This window comes from Viridibacillus arvi (assembly GCF_001274945.1).
GTDB classification, from domain to species: Bacteria; Bacillota; Bacilli; order Bacillales_A; family Planococcaceae; genus Viridibacillus; species Viridibacillus arvi.
Genome location: NZ_LILB01000001.1, coordinates 736,055 through 752,620, shown reverse-complemented (window position 1 = coordinate 752,620; position 16,566 = coordinate 736,055). Strand labels below are relative to the sequence as shown.

The 16,566-nt window shown below is 35.9% G+C and carries 14 protein-coding genes and 1 pseudogene; 11 read left to right on the top strand and 4 right to left on the bottom strand.

All coding sequences use genetic code 11. The annotated features are described in order from the left end of the window. Window positions 1-44 precede the first annotated feature (44 nt). Window positions 45-392, bottom strand: coding sequence for a barstar family protein (locus tag AMD00_RS03555; RefSeq protein WP_053415699.1), 348 nt, complete (start codon window positions 390-392; stop codon window positions 45-47). Window positions 393-721: 329 nt separating this feature from the next. On the opposite strand from AMD00_RS03555, the gene AMD00_RS03550 reads away from it, so the two are divergent. The 6 genes from AMD00_RS03550 (at window position 722) to AMD00_RS03525 (ending at window position 7,577) form a co-directional block, all read left to right on the top strand. Next, window positions 722-1,633, top strand: coding sequence for a DMT family transporter (locus tag AMD00_RS03550; RefSeq protein WP_053415698.1), 912 nt, complete (start codon window positions 722-724; stop codon window positions 1,631-1,633). Window positions 1,634-1,885: 252 nt separating this feature from the next. After that, entirely contained in the window at window positions 1,886-2,257 is a 372-nt protein-coding gene (locus AMD00_RS03545; RefSeq protein ID WP_053415697.1) for a hypothetical protein, read from the top strand. Between the two features lie 130 nt (window positions 2,258-2,387). Further along, window positions 2,388-3,392 (top strand): LacI family DNA-binding transcriptional regulator, encoded by a 1,005-nt coding sequence (locus tag AMD00_RS03540; RefSeq protein WP_407701110.1) that lies wholly within the window; start codon window positions 2,388-2,390, stop codon window positions 3,390-3,392. A gap of 171 nt (window positions 3,393-3,563) precedes the next feature. Continuing rightward, complete coding sequence (locus AMD00_RS03535; RefSeq protein WP_053415695.1) at window positions 3,564-4,949, top strand: permease family protein; 1,386 nt, start codon at window positions 3,564-3,566, stop codon at window positions 4,947-4,949. A gap of 17 nt (window positions 4,950-4,966) precedes the next feature. After that, a complete protein-coding gene (locus AMD00_RS03530) occupies window positions 4,967-6,385 on the top strand; it encodes an aldehyde dehydrogenase family protein (RefSeq protein WP_053415694.1) in 1,419 nt (472 codons plus the stop codon). 16 nt (window positions 6,386-6,401) lie between these two features. Next, window positions 6,402-7,577 (top strand): iron-containing alcohol dehydrogenase, encoded by a 1,176-nt coding sequence (locus AMD00_RS03525; protein WP_053415693.1) that lies wholly within the window; start codon window positions 6,402-6,404, stop codon window positions 7,575-7,577. Between the two features lie 481 nt (window positions 7,578-8,058). On the opposite strand, the gene AMD00_RS03520 is transcribed toward AMD00_RS03525, so the two are convergent. Next, window positions 8,059-8,931, bottom strand: a complete 873-nt coding sequence (locus tag AMD00_RS03520) for a LysR substrate-binding domain-containing protein (RefSeq protein ID WP_053415692.1) — start codon at window positions 8,929-8,931, stop codon at window positions 8,059-8,061. A gap of 118 nt (window positions 8,932-9,049) precedes the next feature. Between AMD00_RS03520 and AMD00_RS03515 the strand changes: the two genes are divergently transcribed. The 3 genes and pseudogenes from AMD00_RS03515 to AMD00_RS24265 all read left to right on the top strand — a co-directional run. Next, the gene (locus tag AMD00_RS03515; RefSeq protein ID WP_053415691.1) at window positions 9,050-10,198 is read left to right on the top strand and encodes an MFS transporter; all 1,149 of its coding nucleotides are present in this window, start codon (window positions 9,050-9,052) and stop codon (window positions 10,196-10,198) included. A gap of 209 nt (window positions 10,199-10,407) precedes the next feature. Further along, window positions 10,408-10,737 carry a hypothetical protein gene (locus AMD00_RS03510; RefSeq protein WP_053415690.1) on the top strand — a complete coding sequence of 110 codons (330 nt, stop codon included), beginning with the start codon at window positions 10,408-10,410 and terminating at the stop codon, window positions 10,735-10,737. A gap of 92 nt (window positions 10,738-10,829) precedes the next feature. Then, window positions 10,830-10,898 (top strand): annotated as a pseudogene (locus AMD00_RS24265) (LEPR-XLL domain-containing protein); the annotation flags it as partial. Window positions 10,899-10,977: 79 nt separating this feature from the next. Here AMD00_RS24265 and AMD00_RS24090 read toward each other — a convergent pair. After that, the gene (locus AMD00_RS24090) at window positions 10,978-11,103 is read right to left on the bottom strand and encodes a hypothetical protein (RefSeq protein WP_281173031.1); all 126 of its coding nucleotides are present in this window, start codon (window positions 11,101-11,103) and stop codon (window positions 10,978-10,980) included. A gap of 226 nt (window positions 11,104-11,329) precedes the next feature. On the opposite strand from AMD00_RS24090, the gene AMD00_RS03505 reads away from it, so the two are divergent. Both AMD00_RS03505 and AMD00_RS03500 read left to right on the top strand, forming a co-directional pair. After that, the gene (locus AMD00_RS03505) at window positions 11,330-13,312 is read left to right on the top strand and encodes a methyl-accepting chemotaxis protein (RefSeq protein ID WP_053415689.1); all 1,983 of its coding nucleotides are present in this window, start codon (window positions 11,330-11,332) and stop codon (window positions 13,310-13,312) included. Between the two features lie 317 nt (window positions 13,313-13,629). Further along, complete coding sequence (locus AMD00_RS03500) at window positions 13,630-14,733, top strand: lactonase family protein (RefSeq protein ID WP_053415688.1); 1,104 nt, start codon at window positions 13,630-13,632, stop codon at window positions 14,731-14,733. Between the two features lie 97 nt (window positions 14,734-14,830). Here the strand turns inward: AMD00_RS03500 and AMD00_RS03495 are convergent, their stop codons facing one another. Further along, window positions 14,831-16,363, bottom strand: a complete 1,533-nt coding sequence (locus tag AMD00_RS03495; protein ID WP_053416774.1) for a multicopper oxidase family protein — start codon at window positions 16,361-16,363, stop codon at window positions 14,831-14,833. Between the last annotated feature and the right edge of the window lie 203 nt (window positions 16,364-16,566).

Below are 16,566 nucleotides of genomic sequence, written 5' to 3'. Positions count from 1 at the left end.
TAAAAAGGACCAATTTATATGGTCCTTTTTTAATTGAATAAGTGTTACAGTTCTCTATTTTTTTCTAACCACTCATCACTATTCCAATCAGGAGACATCCCGCCTACAGGTGGCATTGAGAAATTTCCATCATTTGATTGAACAAATCCTAGTAAAACGTTACCTTCGATAAGGTTTCTCCAAGCATTTAATTGGATTATATCTAAAATATCATAGGCAATTTCAGGATACCTTTTCGTGAAAACATCAAAATTTTTAAAGGTTAGAATAAAGCCTTTTTCTTTAGGGACTATGTCTGATAAACAGTCATTAAAAGCATTTAAATTTTTACCATAGTAATCAGGAAAATTAAGCGTATTAGCTAACACTTCGTGAAAATTTTTCTCATTCAAAAGGGTGCAATCAAAACTATATATTTCAAAACCTTCACGATCTAATTATTTTAAATTTCGCTCCAAAATCTTTGTATCCCAAAACAAAATAATACTGCCATTTTGTATAAGTTCACGCCATTTCTCCAGTTTACCCACTATTTTGCACCTACCAATTTCAATTTTTCTTCTAGAACTAACCGGTCTATGTTCCCGAAATTATTGTAAAATACTTTTTTAGTTAATTCAATCTGTATCGGTACAGATGTGTTTTTTTGTAGTCGTCTAAATATGTGTTTTTTTATACGATAGTTGTACCGGCCGGACTAATCGAAAAGAGGTAATAACATATGAAAGAAATGAAAAAAGCATATATCGCAGCAATCGGATATGCCCTAATAATTGGACTTTCCTTTATGTTTGTCAAAATTGCACTCACAGTTGCAAGTCCATTGGATACACTGGCACATCGATTTACAGTTGCATGGATTGTAGCAACGGTTTTTCTGATATTTAGTAAAAACAAACTACAAATTGGATGGAAAGATTTGCAGAGAATTCTTCCTTTAGCATTACTTTATCCTATTTTATTCTTTGCTTTCCAAGTGTTTGGTCTAGCTCGTACTTCGTCTTCAGAAGCAGGCATTATTCAAGCAACGATTCCGATTTTTACGTTACTGTTAGCTAGTTTAATTTTGAAAGAAAAAACTTCATTTAAACAGCTTATATGCGTTAGCTTATCAGTACTTGGGGTCATCTTTATTTTCATGATGAACGGGGCAGGGGCAGCTAAGGTTAGCTTCATTGGAAGTGGATTTATCTTATTATCAGCCATTACATCTGCACTTTATAATGTTTTTGCAAGAAAGTTAACTCAACAGTATTCATTGTTTACTTTAACGTATATAATGACACTTTTTGGATTTATCGGTTTTAACGGTGTAGCGATTAGTATGAATGTTTTCAATGGTACTACGAAACAATTCTTCCAACCTTTTTTGCACATAGATTTTGTTTTAGCCATTGTCTATTTAGGTATTCTTTCTTCACTTATTACTTCGTTTTTATCTAATTATGCCTTATCGAAAATGGCTGCATCTAAAATGAGTGTTTTCAGTAATGTTGCGACACTCATTACGATTTTAGCAGGAGTTCTATTTCTACAAGAGAAATTTCACTATTATCATTTAGTAGGAGCACTAGTGATCATAATCGGGGTCATAGGGACGAATTATTTTGGGAGAGCGGTGAAGAAGAATTGAGTTTTATAAAGTTATAGTAGCTGACACATAAAAAAACAAAGTGGAGAAATTGTAGTTTCTTTTTGAGCAGCGACATTATGGCGCTGCTCATTTATATTTCCATAACGATATACATATGATGTAAATTGTTAAAGCATATTCTAATAGAAGTATTTATTATTATTTCAATTATCTTTTTAATATCATAAAAAATATGATGGAACCAGCTTTTTGGGCTTTGATTTAAATTAAGCATGAAAAAGGGGAATCTTATTGAAACGGAAAATGATAAACACTATCGTTTTATCTTGCTTATCAATCATGTTATTCGGATGTGCAAGTAAAGAAGAGCGTATTGATGTGACATTTGAATTATCAAATGATATTAAAGTAAATGTAACTCAAGTAGCAAAAGATTATCTTATCAAAAATAATTGTGGAACTTCAGAAACAATCCAAGTTGGTACAGCCAGTATTACAGACTATTTAGTCGGTGCATCGGATGAAGTTTCTGATCCAAAAGATATTGGGCAAGTTGTATATAAAGTAACTTTCAAAGACAAATCACATGTCGATACTTACTTGCCAGAAGTTTTGGTTAATCAAGATAACAATCGTGTAGTTGGGTTTATAGTAGGGAATTGAGCTATGTATTTTAAAAACTATATTTATATTTTTGCATAAAATACGAATTCATTTAACAAACTGGGAGATAACTTTACTGAATTACCGTTTTCCATGTATATTTAAGAGAGAAATTATAGGAAAAGGGGCAATGATAGTGGTTTCTTCAAAAGATGTTGCCAAACATGCAGGAGTTTCACAAACGACTGTGTCACGAGTACTAAATACACCTGATCTAGTAAAGCAGAAAACAAAAGATAAAGTATTAAAAGCAATTGAAAAATTAAGCTATGTACCAGATGCTAATGCGCGCTCACTAGTACAGAAAAAAACTGGTGTCATCACGCTCTTATCAGGGCCATTACATAATCCGTTCTTTGTAGATACTACAACTGCAATTGTTAACTATGCAAACGAAAATGGATATAGAGTTAATGTTCACTTTGTGAATGATAAAAAGCTATCGGAAGCATATTCATCAGCAATTGAAAACAAAGTAGATGGCATGATTTTGTCATGCATTTTATTAGATGACCCGATTTTTGAAAGATTAAAAAGGATGTCTATACCATTTATTACGTATAACCGTAAACATAAAAACGAAGAACTTTTTGTAGAAATTGACAATGAGGAGGCAGGTTTTTTAGCTGCTGAGCATTTAATTCAACTTGGCCATAAAGATATTGCATGGGTAGGAGGTCCTTTAACGGTAAGTACGTTTAAAAATCGTTTTGAAGGATACAAAAAAGCTTTGAAAAAACATCGAATTATTGAGAATCCCTTATATATTTTCCATACAGATTCATCTAAAAACGATATTCAAAAAGCGTTTGAAGATTTACAAAATTGCATAAATAAACCAACCGCTATATGTAGTGGTGCAGACTCGGTAGCATTTAATTTAATGAATAATGCATTAAGCTCTGGATTAAAAATACCGGAAGATATTAGTATAATTGGTATTGATAATGTAGATTTAAGTAACCACGGAGCTATGCAATTGACAACGGTTGGAAGTATTACAGAAAATAACTTAGGACGTCTGGCCATTGAAAAGCTTATTGAGATGATCGAACTAGAAAAAAGTACTTGCATACAAATAACTGAATCTGTTAAAGTCTTTTTAAGAAATACGACAGCTAAAAGAAAAGATTGAATCTTTTCTATATTATGAAATGAATACGTAACCATTCAAGTTTGGTTTTATTTTTGATATAAAATGGTTACGTATTCATTAGAGCTATTTGTATTTCGATTTTGGTTGGTTTTTTTATTTTGTTCTACGTGTAAGGGGTTACATAAACAAAACAAAGGGGAGAAATGATTCATGTTATGGAAAAAACGTGGGTATGGGGAAGAATCACCATATATACCAGCTGGACCATTCAAAATTAGAGTTCCATTCATTCACTACAAATTTGAATGGCCAGATTATGTGCAAGGATTATTGATGTGTGCAGTAGATCTTTCAGCAATACCTTTAATGACAGAAGTATTGGGGATGCCATTTGAAGTTGCGTTAGCTATTGTAATGCTAAACGGAGTATTTTATTTACTACATCATCTTTTAGGGGATCCAGTAGTACCAGGATGGATTACACCAGCTATTCCGTTACTTGTGCTATATGTACAAGGATTTCCTGAGGGACCTGATCGAATACATGCACTCATAGCCTTCCAGATGACACTCGGGATAATGTCACTCTTACTCGGTGCAACTGGACTAGCAACAAAAGTTGTTCGAATCATTCCTCCGGCAATGAAATCGGGCATTATTTTAGGCGCGGGATTTGCAGCTATTATTTCAGTATTCCAAGTAGGTGGTAAATTTGATTCATTCCCTTGGACAATCACGATCGCTGTTGGTATCGGATTCTACTTATTATTTTCAAAACAATTTTCTGTTTTGCAAAACAAGAATAGTATATTAAGTTTCATTGGTAAATTAGGGGTACTGCCTGTTATCTTGTTGGCAGTCTTTATTGCCCCAATTTTTGGGGAAGCACCTTGGCCAGCAATTGAATGGGGATTTTCAAAACCAGATTTCATGACACTTTGGAATGAATATACAGTGTTTGGAATAGGTTTGCCACCATTGAAAACATTCTTATTAGCTATCCCGACTGTAATTGCAGCTTATATCGTATTATTCGGTGATGTTTTACAAGCAAAAGCATTAATAGATGAAGGACAAGTAGCTAGACCAGATGAAAAGATTGATTTAAATCCAAACCGTTCTCATTTGATTTTTGGTATTCGTAACTCAGCTATGAGTATACTCGGACCAGATGTTTCAATGTGTGGACCTCTTTGGGCAGCAATGCAAGTTGTTACCGTAGAACGGTTCAAAAAGGGCCGTAAAGCGATGGACTCGTTCTTCGGAGGTATTGGTTCATTCCGTTGGGGTACAAATACAGGCTTATTACTTTTACCAATTGTAAGTCTTGTTCAACCGATACTTGGTGTTGCCTTAGCTTTAACGATGTTAATTCAAGGCTTTGTAAGTGTTAAAGTAGGTGTCCTTGAAGCGCGAAGCCAACGTGATCTAGGTGTTGCAGGTGTTATTGGTGCAGTGCTTTGTATTAAAGGAGCAGCTTGGGGCTTTGCAGTAGGAATTCTTTTATGCTTATTAATTTACGGTAAAGATTTCTTCAAAGGTGAAGTGGATAATACTTTTGTTAAAGATAGTGAAGAAAATAAAGAAATCGTTTAAAAAGGAGATTTTGCTTTATGGAAAAAAGTTATTATGTGAACGGTGAATGGAAAAAATCAGTACAATACGCAGATTTAACATCACCACATACAAAAGAGATTATTGCAAAAGTTCCTCAGGCTACTAGATTAGAAGTAGAAGAGGCAATCAATATTGCCTACGAAGCAACAGCAGAAATGGCTAAACTAACTGCTTATGAAAGAGCAGAAATACTTGAAGATATTACGAGACTATTTATTGAAAATAGAGAAGAAGCAGCTGAAATTATTTCTATAGAAGCAGCAAAACCGTTGAAATTTGCATTTGGCGAAATTGATCGCACGATTGAAACTTATAAATTTGCTGCTGAAGAAGCAAAACGTCTTACTGGAGAGATGATTCCGATGGATGCTGCCAAAAATGGTGCGAATCGTTTAGGATACACAATTGAGCAACCAATTGGAGTAGTGGGTGCTATTACACCATTTAACTTTCCACAAAATTTAGTTGCGCATAAGGTAGGACCGGCTATTGCAGCGGGTAATACAATTGTTTTGAAACCGGCATCACAAACACCACTTTCAGCATTGTTTTTAGCGAAATTAATCGATCAAACAGCTTTACCAAAAGGTGCATTTAATGTTGTAACAGGTGGGGGTAAAACAGTTGGTGACGCATTAGTAGAAAGTGATAAAGTTAGCATGATTACCTTTACGGGTAGTCCGGCTGTAGGGATTGGTATTCGCAATAAAGCAGGATTAAAGAAAGTAGCATTAGAATTAGGTTCAAACGCAGGCCTTATTATCGATAAGAATGTCAATCTTGATGAAATCGTTTCAAAGTGCGTAAGTGGTGCATTTTCAAATCAAGGTCAAGTATGTATCTCACTACAACGTATCTATGTAATTGATGAGCTTGCAGAAGAATTCCTTTCTAAATTTGTTGAGAAAACAAAAGAGTTAGTTATTGGTAACCCGTTAGATTTAACAACAGATGTATCAGCAATGATTCATGAAAAGGAACAACAACGTGCAACTAATTGGGTAAATGAAGCAGTGGAAGCAGGGGCTTCTGTTTTAATCGGAGGTAAAGTTGAAAATGAAGTGTTCTTGCCAACCATTTTAGAAAACGTTGCAGAAGACGCAAAGCTTTCATGCCAAGAAGTTTTTGCACCTGTAGTTATTGTAAATAGAATTTCTTCCGTTGAAGAAGGCATTCAAGCAATTAACAACTCAAACTACGGCTTACAAGCGGGTATTTTCACGAGCGATATTAAGACAGCATTTAAAGCTTCGAAAGAATTAGAAGTTGGTGGCGTTATGATCAACGATATTCCTACTTACCGTATTGACCAAATGCCTTATGGTGGTGTCAAAGAAAGTGGTACTGGAAAAGAAGGATTGAAATACGCCATTCATGAAATGACTGAAACAAAACTTGTTGTCTGGAATCAATAAAAGGGGAGCGGTTGAAATGTCTGAAAAAATTACTTTTGCGCCAATTAGCTATACTGGTTGGGGCTCATTAGAACATTTAGAAGAAGAAGTTAAACGGTTTAATGCAAAAAAAATTCTATTAGTAACAGATCCATTCTTAGAAGAACTAGGATTAACAAATAATATAGTTGTACCACTTGAAAAAGCAGGCATGGAAGTTGATATTTACACTGAAGTTGTACCTGAACCACCTTTAGCAATTGGTGAAAAAGTTGTTGCATATACGAGAGAGCATCAATTCGATTTAGTTATCGGTCTTGGTGGAGGTAGTGCATTAGATTTAACGAAAATTGCAGGTGTGTTAGCTACACATGCAGGTAAAGTTGAAGATTATTTAAACTTAACGGGAACAAAAGAAATTCAATCGAAAGGGATTCCGACAATTCTAGTGCCAACAACATCAGGTACTGGCTCTGAAATCACGAACATTTCAGTGCTGTCATTAGAAACAACAAAAGATGTCATTGCACATGATTATTTACTTGCTGATGTTGCCATTGTAGACCCTGCATTGACAATTTCTTTACCACCAAAAATAACTGCAGCAACAGGTGTCGATGCACTTACACATGCAGTTGAAGCATACATTTCTAAATTTGCTAGTCCAGTTTCAGATGCCTTAGCTCTACAAGCGATTCGTTTAATAAGCAATTCTATTCGTATTGCTGTAAAAAATGGTACAAATAAACAAGCACGTTCAGATATGAGTTATGGTAGCTATTTAGCAGGACTTGCTTTCTTCAATGCAGGAGTAGCTGGAGTACATGCATTAGCTTATCCAATCGGAGGTCAATTCCATATCGCGCATGGTGACTCAAATGCCGTACTTCTTCCATATGTAATGGGCTATATTCGTCAAAGCTGTGAGAAACGTATGAAAGATATATATGAAGCAATGGGCTTTAGCGCAACAAATCTTTCACAAACAGAAGCATCATATAAATGTGTGATTGAGTTAAAACGTCTTGTTGAGGACGTTAACATTCCATCTACTTTAAAAGGTTTCAATATTACAGAAGATGCTTTAGAAGGACTTACAAATGATGCGATTGAACAAAAACGTATTCTAGCTAGAAGTCCATTACCATTGTTAAAAGAAGACATCTATGCGATTTATAAATCAGCATTTGATGGGGTTATTGTAGAGAAATAAAAATAGTTTCGGGTAAATAATTATGAGATATTTAGTGGAATTGTAGAGGAATGCTGTTTCTATTGGAAAATGAGTGAGTCAGTATGGATTTTACAAAAAATAATTCAGTTTCATGTATAAAAAAGGGTAAATAAGCACAGTATAATAAAGTAATTGTCTAATCCATCATTCAACAACCAGTTAGTACTTTAACGCGTCCGTGTGTCAAATGCTTTTTGATTTAAGTACTATTGAGCCGTAACATGTGATGTATTTTACTCCTGATAAAAGGGCAACGGGCTAACAAGCTATCGTTGCCTTTTTATTTTGAATGCAAACATTGAGTTCTTTGGGGAAAAGTACTACTCAAAAACGTTTCAAAAGTCATTCTGCTTTTGAAACGTTTTTTATTCTCTAATAGCCAAACAAATGCGTTCTGATGATAAATGCAAGTTGAAAAAAATTTCTCTGCACCTGTTCATCATAAAAGAATGGGCACTATTTAGTTGAAAAAAGTCTTCATTCTTTTCATGAACGCTTTTGCTGATTCAGTTAAATATTTATCGTTACGATAAAACATTTCTAAGTTTCTGGTAGGTGAATGCTTGATTGAAATTGCACGGATGCCAAGCGATTGAAAGCTTTCAATCAATTGACTAGGTTGAATCGTAGCTCCAATTCCTGCTTTTACAAGTTGAAATAAGGAAGTGACAGAACCTGTTTCCATTAGAGTATCGATAGAAATATCTTGATTTTCGCACCATGTATCAATCAAATCACGTCCTGAGAAGCCTTTGGGATACATAACGAGAGGGAGATTTTCCAGTTCTTCCGGTATAATAATATTTTTTTTTGCTAATTCATGTTCTTTATGAACATAAAGACTATATGTTTCACTATGAAAAGGGATTCGATTTAAGCGACTGTCAGGTTGAATTGCCAAACCAACGCCAATGTCAACTTCATTTTCTAGCACTTTATTTAAAATATCAATTGAAGGAATTACTTGAACTTTAATATTCGGGAATTCCTTATGAAAGTCAATTAGTACGGATGTCATTCGATAATCAAGATCGGATGGTAGTACCGCTACACGTAAGTGACCGGTTTTCAAATTTGACAGGTCTTCTATGGATTTCTTTGCGTTTTCAAGTTGTTGAACAACTTGTAAAGCGTATTGCTCAAGGAGTTGACCAGCTTCAGTTTTAACAATCTTTTTTCCAAGACGATCGAACAAAGGAACTCCTAATTCATCTTCCAATACCTTTATTTGCTGACTTAGTGTGGGTTGTGAAATACCCAGTTTGTATGCAGCTTCAGTAAAATGAAGTTCGTTACTTAACATAAGAAAATAGTGTAGTTGTCTGATCTCCATATTGCACTCCCCTTTAATAATAGTCCGTATCTATTGTTTGTATAGAAATAATAGTATTGAACTATTATATGCGCAAATATAAAATGAAAGCAATGATAGGGGAAAGGAGATGTTGGATATGCGTTTTGTGTATCTTATTTTAATAACATTTTTTGTTTCAATAAATTTAAGACCATCGATCACTTCTGTTGGTCCTTTACTAGATATTATCCAAAGGGATTTGGGAATGAGTGGGGTGACTGCTAGTTTAATTACTGCGTTACCTGTTTTCTTTATGGGATTATTCGCAGTCTTAGCTATTAAGTTGAATAAACGATTAGGGATGGAAAGGTCGTTAGTTATAGCAATGCTTTTAATATTCATTGCTACATTCCTACGCATGTTCGTGCATAATAGTTTCTTGTTGTTTGTGACAGCCTTGATCTCTGGTATTGGAATAGGTATCGCCGGGCCATTAATTACAGGCTTTATAAAAAAATACATCCCTGAAAATCCTGGTTTAATGGGGATTTATTCTGTTTCCATGGTGATTGGAGCGGCAGTTGCGTCTAGTTTTTCAGTGCCTCTATATCAAAGGTTTAATGAATCTTGGCAATACTCGTTAAGTTTCTGGAGTTTAGTTGCGGTTCCAGCGGTTTTACTACTTCTCCCGCTTCTAAAGAATACGGATAAAAGTAAAAGTCCGCTAGCAATTTCATCTTTATTTGTAAGGAATAAACGGGTTACAGTATTCATGCTATTTTTTGGGTGCATGGCGGCTATCTTTTATTCGATAACAGCTTGGTTAGCTCCAATTGCACAATCAGTAGGTTTCAGCTATTCTCAATCAGGGATGATTTTAACGTTATTTACAGTCATTCAAATTCCAGTGAGTTTCTTAATTCCTATGTTTGTGAGTAAAACAGGGAATAGAAGAATGTGGTTGCTATTTTGCAGTATTTCCGAGTTACTAGGGATTGTACTTTTACTGCTTCATTTCTCTCCGTGGGTAGCGACTGTTTTCCTTGGCATTGGGGCGGGTGGCTTATTTCCTTTGGCGTTACTTTTACCTATTCAAGAATCCAAAAATATTGAAGAAACAATCTCTTGGTCTGCTATGATGCAATTTGGTGGCTATTTACTAGGGGCACTCGGTCCTGCATTTATTGGGTTAACGGTAGATGTTTTTGACAATTTTGCACCAGCGTTATTAGTCCTTGTAATTATTATAGGAATGATGCTTCTGACTATTATAAAAATAGGGGAAAAAGTAGATTTTACGCATTAAATTTCATTGAAGAATTCTGATGAAAGCTTAACTTAATAGAATTATAAGGACATAAATAGAGGTGTTAGTATGTGACTTTGCTTAACTCCTTACTAAATAAGAGATGTTGACCATATTTACCTTAGACTTTTCAAATAAAATGGTCGATCATATGCAGTTCCCATTACTACTCAAAAATTTTAAAAGTAACTTGAATAGGAGGGGAGAAATTGAAAAAACAATATTTTGTTCAATATTCACATGATAGTATAATAAATGATTTTTCTCTTCCAAATGAAATGTTTAAATCAATCGTTGTTGGAATCGTGTATATTTTCTTTGGACAAGGACTTTCTGAAGGGAATTTAGTTCCAACAAGTAACTGGGATAAACCTATTGAATTTAAAACCCTGGATTTTGAAAAGGTCGATACATTTATTGATGTACACGAAGTTGGACTTACGATATTTAGTGATAATGACAAATACAACTCACCTAGAAAAGTTACAGACTATATATCGAAAGCTTACTTGCTTGATATAGAGAACAGTGATATTTGATACACAGAGTTAGCAAAATTAAATATCGGGTGGATTTATATTCGCATATCAAAAACATTATTTAACAGAGCCTAAATAAAAGTAAATAATGACCTAGATTACTCTTATCGGGAGATATCTTAGGCGTAACGAAAGCGATAGTGGATAAAGAGTTTAATTAATAAGCATCATGAAATCCTAATTCCATAGTTATTGGAATTAGGATTTTTCACATTGAATTTTCTTAACATTGTAAATTCGTTAATATCCTGAAGCTACTCCTCCTATGTGAAGGGAGTTATCTTCACCAACAAACGGGGTAGATTGATTCATTTTCTTCACTTGAACAGCTCGCTCTTGAACTAGATGATTACTTTCTGCAACCATTCTCAAAAGTCTCCAACTATCGTTTCAAATGGCAGTCGCTCACACCCAATGTAATTTTATGATAAAAAATGACACTTTCGAGTGACATTTACTTATATAGCGATTATGATTGACTATAGGCATAAAGGATTATAGGTAGAAAGAAGTGGGAAGCTAGAAGAATTACCTATTGATTTGAAGCCTTGAACATATATGTCATGCACCTAGATATGAAAGGGATTTTGAAATGAAAAGAGTCTTTAATCCAGACAGCTTAAACAAAAAGTTGCTCGCAATCTTTTTATCGTTAACGATTATTCCACTAATAATTACGGTTTTCGTGATTTATTATGCAGTGGAACTAGGATTTACAAAACTGATTGAGAATCAGCAGGAAGAGTTGGAGCATACAATTCAAACGCAATTCAACAAGGCTTCCGAAGCCCTACTTGAGATTACATCGATTTACGCTACAGATGAAGAACTTGTCTTAGCTTTTCAATCAGAAAAACGTGATGAACTACTACAAGAGGTGGAGAAAATCTATCCTCGTCTCCAGGCGGAACATGGACTTAATGTATTTGAATTTGGAAATACTTCGGGCATTGTGTCGTTACGTGGGCATAATCCAGAAAAGCATGGAGATGACAAGAGCGGACTTTCAGCGATTCAATCTGCGTTAGATGGCAAATCGATTTCCGGTTTTGAGTTTGGTGCTAGTGGCCTTTCCGTTCGTGCGTTTGCACCAGTAATCTACAACAATAAAGTGATTGGGACCCTACAAACAGGTGTTGACGATACTTTTCTAAAGGAATTGAACGAGATGTTGCAAGGCGTGACAATCGATTTATATGATAGAAGCGGAGCAATTGTTGTCTCTTCCGAAGAGGAAAACGTTGGGAAGTCCATTAATAATGCTTCAATTTTATCTTCTGTTGAGAATGGAGAAACAATCTCCGAAAATAATGATGTACATATGAATTCCTATATCCCGATGTATGATCCGACGCAAAGTGAGATTATTGGCGCCATCGGCATAAACCAAGACATATCTGTTATTAAGAAAACGAAGCAACAAATTCTGTTGATCGCACTATTTATTACAGTCGGGACGTTGTTGGTTGTGCTGTTTATATCTATTAAGTTCAGTAAAACAATTTCGAATCCAATTAAACATATTGCTGACTTGATGAGGGAACTCTCTAAAGGTGATTTAACAGTTGCAATAAGAAAAAGTAACCGCAATGATGAAATTGGTCAATTAACGGAAGCAATGCAAGTTATGAAAAATACTCTTCATGATACAATTCAACAAGTTGCTGACGCTTCTTCCAGCGTTTCAGCACAAAGTGAAGAATTAACCCATTCAGCATTAGAAGTAAAAATAGGATCGGAACTAATTGCCAGGACGATGCAAGAAATTACATCCGGAACGGAAAAACAAGCAGACAATACTAGTAATCTCGCTGATACGATGGGAGTTTTTGCTACAAAAGCACAGGAAATGAGTGAAAAAGGAGGGCACATTCAAACATCCTCTATAGAAGTGCTTGGACTGACAAATAATGGACAACAATTGATGGCATCTTCAGAGAACCAAATGATGAAAATCGAAGAAATTGTTCATGAAGCCGTTAGAAAGATGGATCACCTCGACAATCAGGTACAAGAGATTTCCAAGTTAGTTTCTGTTATTCAAGAAGTGGCAACGCAAACGAACCTTTTAGCCTTAAATGCAGCGATTGAAGCTGCAAGAGCTGGAGAACGTGGAAAAGGGTTTGCTGTTGTTGCAGATGAAGTAAGAAAGCTCGCGGAACAAGTATCTGTTTCAGTAACGGATATCACAGGTATTGTTATCAATATTCAAACAGAGTCATCCGATGTAACCAAATCGCTTCAAAGCAGCTACATAGAAGTCGAACAAGGAACACGCCATATTAAAACTACAAGTAACACTTTAGATGAAATTAACGATGCTGTGACAGAAATGGTGGGAAATATTAAAATAATTGCTGAGAATTTATCAGATATTGCAATAAATAGCCAAGAGTTGAATAGTTCGATTGTGGAAATTGCAGCAATTTCCGAAGAGTCAGCTTCTGGCGTCGAAGAAACTGCTGCAACAAGCGAACAATCAAGTAGCTCGATGGACGAAGTTGCAGTGAGATCAGAGAAACTCGCCGACTTAGCAAATGAGCTAGATGAGTTAGTTCGTCAGTTTAAACTTTAAAATAAGTACTTATTAATCTAAAAAGAAGTCCATATTTGTTTCATTAGGAAACAGAAACGAGACACTGTTCAGAGAAAAGAAGTCAGCCAGGTCAAATCTTGGTTGACTTCTTTTTTCGCACTGTGAAAGGCACAAGGAACCAATTCTATTGGGAATATCTTACATTAATGACACCGAATTATATTAATAAAAAGCTTGACCATTTTTGGCTGGAACCTGGTTATTGGGATAAATGAATGAGACCCATTTACTTCCACTCAGGGTAATTTAAATGGCACAAGAAACATATAAAATTATAGAAGGAGGAGGGTCATAAAATGCAGTTAATGAACAATAATAATCGTGCGCGTATGGTGTACATGATGACCAATAATGAAGTAATGAATCAAGTCATTGCCTTTTACATGGACATGAATGGAATGCTCACCTTTGCGGGTTCCTTCTCAACTAATGGTAGAGGTACCGGTACAAAGGAAGTTTCCAATGCAATAGTAAGAAATGGCATTGACCCCTTAACGTCACAGGGCGCTCTTACTTTGTCCCGTGATGGGCGTTTCCTACTTGCAGTTAACGCAGGCAGTCATAGTATCAGTAGTTTCATCATAACTGATAGTGGAATACCTGTTCTCGCTGATGTGAAGCCATCAGGAGGTGCTCAGCCCAATAGTGTAAATGTATTTGGTAATCTTCTCTATGTCTCCAATGTAGGTAATGCCGAAAACAATTTTGCATCAAATATCACTGGTTTTCACATAGATGATAACGGACGCCTTACTGTTATTTCAGGATCCACCCATTCTCTAAGTACTGTCAATGCTCAGCCGGCGCAGATTCTATTTAGTCCAGATGGCAGTAAAATTGTTGTGTCCGAGTTTACATCAAATCATCTCAGTGTATTCAATGTAAATAAAAATGGTACGGTTACAGGACCGATTGTTAATAATTCTTACGGCCAAGGACCATTGGGCGCTTATTTTCTATCCTCTGGAATGCTCTTAGTTACAGAAGCAGTTTCAAATGCGTTGTCTTCTTATTCATTGAGCAAGGATGGCATCCTTCAAGTAATCAGCGGCTCTGTACGAAACGGATATAAGACTGCTTGTTGGGTTGTATCAACGAGGGATGAAGGTTTTGCATACATTACCAACACCTTGAGCGGAACCATCTCCACCTATCGAATCGATATCAATGGAGCATTATCGGTGGTAGGACATAATACTAGTACACCACCAGGTATAGCGCTAGGTCTACCTATGGATGTGGGAATCAGTAAAGATGGACGACATTTTTACACACTTAACGGAAACCAGGGTACAGTGTCAGTATTTAATATCCAAGATGATGGTAGTCTAGTAGGAATACAGGTTGCTGCCTGGACTAACTATCCTTACTTTGGCTCGCAAGGTTTAGCTGTTCTTTGATTTTCGGGATTCATTTAGGATAAGGTGCTGGTGATTTACAGCACCCCAACATTTGACGAAAGAATCTTTATTTCAGACTATAAGGTTTAAAGTATTTTTACTTGATAACAATATACGGTCTCATCATTTCATAATCCTCGTGCTCCAATACATGACAGTGCCATACGTACAATCCTATATAAGGACCAAATTTCATAATTATTCGAGTTACTTGGTAAGGATTAGCTCGAACGGTATCTTTCCACCCTCGTTCTTGTGCTTCTGGTGGGATTGACGGACCTGTATACTGGATGATTCCTTCCTTGTTAAACTTTTCGACATCAAAATCTCTTCGGTCTATTATTTGAAAATGAATTAAGTGAAGATGCATCGGGTGTGAATCCGGAGAAGCGTTAATAAGATACCATATTTCTGTTGCTCCCAATTTAGGATTTTCAGTTATCGGGTCATCCCAATGTTTATTTTCCAATAACATTAATGGACGACCGAATTTATCTGTATTCATATTAAAATATAGATATCGTTTCTTTGAGGCTGCCTGTTCGTTTATTTTTGGTAGCGAAACTAGATTAGCAGGAATCGCACTTGTATCAATACAGGAGAGCGGGAGCGTCACTTTGAACTGCATCACTATACTTGTATTTTCGTCTACCGGAACCCCGCTTGGAAAAGGGGTAGGGGCATCATTTATCATAATTACATTCTTACCCTCCAGATTGGTAAAATCAATGATTACATCTGCACGTTCTGCAGGAGACAACATAATTTCTCTGACACCAATTGGATATTCCATCAAACCGCCATCTGTTCCGATTTGATATATAAGTTGACCCGAATCCAGTTTGATATTATAGAAACGACTGTTAGACCCGTTTAGCAGCCTAAATCGATATTTACGTGGTTCAACGTTTAGGTATGGCCATACTTTGCCATTCACCAAGATGGTATCCCCTATAAATGTAGGAACTATTGAAGTCTCCAATTCTGGGACTGGTTTTCTTGGTTGCGTCGGGTAATAAAGAGATCCATCCTTATTAAAAGTTTTGTCTTGTATGATAAGAGGAATCTCATACTTGCCATTTGGTAGATTCAATAATCGTTCTCGATGATTTCTGATAAGATAGAACCCTGCCAATCCAGCATACACATTGAGCCTCGTAATGCCTAGTGTATGATCATGATACCAGAGAGTACAAGCTCGCATATTATTATCATATTGATATACTTTTTTTCTAAAATATGGGCCTACTTGCTCGAACCCTTTTGTAAACCAAGCCTCTGGATATCCATCGCTATCTGATTCAACACTAGCACCGTGTACATGTACAACTGTTCTTACATCAGGTACATCCGTATGAGCACCATGCACCGTATGATCTATAGGCAAAAGATGTGTAGGGGGGAGATTGTTCGACCATTTAATATATACTCTTTCTCCACTTTCTACCTCAAATGTTGGTCCAGGGTAGCTGCCTTCATATCCCCAAACGGTTGTATCAGGTAACTCACTATGGATAGATTGCTTAAATTGCGTCATCTTCACCTTATAATATGTGTATAAATGATCTTTCCTACGAGGTTTTAAAACAGGAGGAATGGGAAGTTCATCTATGAATTTCGAGAGGAATATGTTTATTGGATTTGTTTTGTTTTCTCCGCAATGTTTATCAGGAGAACAATTACATTGATCACCACAAGGACAATTCGGATTATTGCAGTAAGGGTTCGGGCAAGGTTTGGTGAATGGATGTTGGTTTTGCGAAAATTCGTCATGAACGTTCATACAGCTACCTCCATTTCTTAAATTTAAGTTTATTTACTTTATGCAGAGGT